1 pseudogene is annotated in these 720 nt (G+C 66.5%); it reads right to left on the bottom strand.

Going from position 1 to position 720, the window contains the following annotated elements:
- Positions 1-720, bottom strand: a pseudogene (locus UN64_RS21875) (hypothetical protein); the annotation flags it as partial.

The raw sequence follows: 720 nt of genomic DNA, 5'->3' as shown, positions 1-720 counted from the left end.
CGGCCAGGCCGTCGCGTTCGCCCATCCGGATGCCGAGGGACTGCCGATACATCGCGGACTCGGTGCCGTTCTCGAAGATCACCCGGAGCCGTTCCCTGCGGTTCTCACGTACAGTCGACTTCTTGTACTCCGGCTCGCCGACCTCGGCGATGAAGAGCATGACGCCGCTGAGGACGAAGAACGCGCCCTCGACGATGTGCTGCTGCCCGGGGAACGGCACGAGCTTGGCCTCGCCGGCGGCGAGCTCGGCGTGCTTGGCCTTGAACAAGTGCTCGAACTGCTCGAAGTCCTCGGCGATCCGCCGCGTCGCCTTGTCGACGTCGTCCGCAGGGCTCTTCCTGGCGGGAAGGTCGGACACGTCCATGAGTCCCGAGTCGTCGGCGAGCAGGTTGAGATCGTCGCCGTCGAGGAGGTCGTCGATCGAGGACGGTGGCTCCGGGGGATCGAGCAGTCCGAACTCATCGAGGTGGGCGAGGGCTTCGATCTTCACGTCGTCTGCGAGGATCCCGTCGAGCCGGGCCCCGAGCTTGCGCTCGGCAATCTCCCGGGTGGTCGGGCTCGGGATACGTCCGTGCTCACGCCGGAACTCGACGATCTCGAGGAAGGCTCGCTCGAGCCTGTCGCTCGAGCTCACCTTCTTTGGTTTCTCGGGTGCGTCGAGCAGGCCGTCGACGTCGGAGTCGAAGAGTGCCTGCAGTGCTGCCTCGAGGCGCGAAGGGG

This window comes from Fictibacillus arsenicus (assembly GCF_001999465.1).
Classification (GTDB): Bacteria; Bacillota; Bacilli; order Bacillales; family Fictibacillaceae; genus Fictibacillus; species Fictibacillus arsenicus.
Note: the sequence above shows the minus strand (reverse complement) of the source record. Positions and strands in the feature narration are given on the sequence as shown.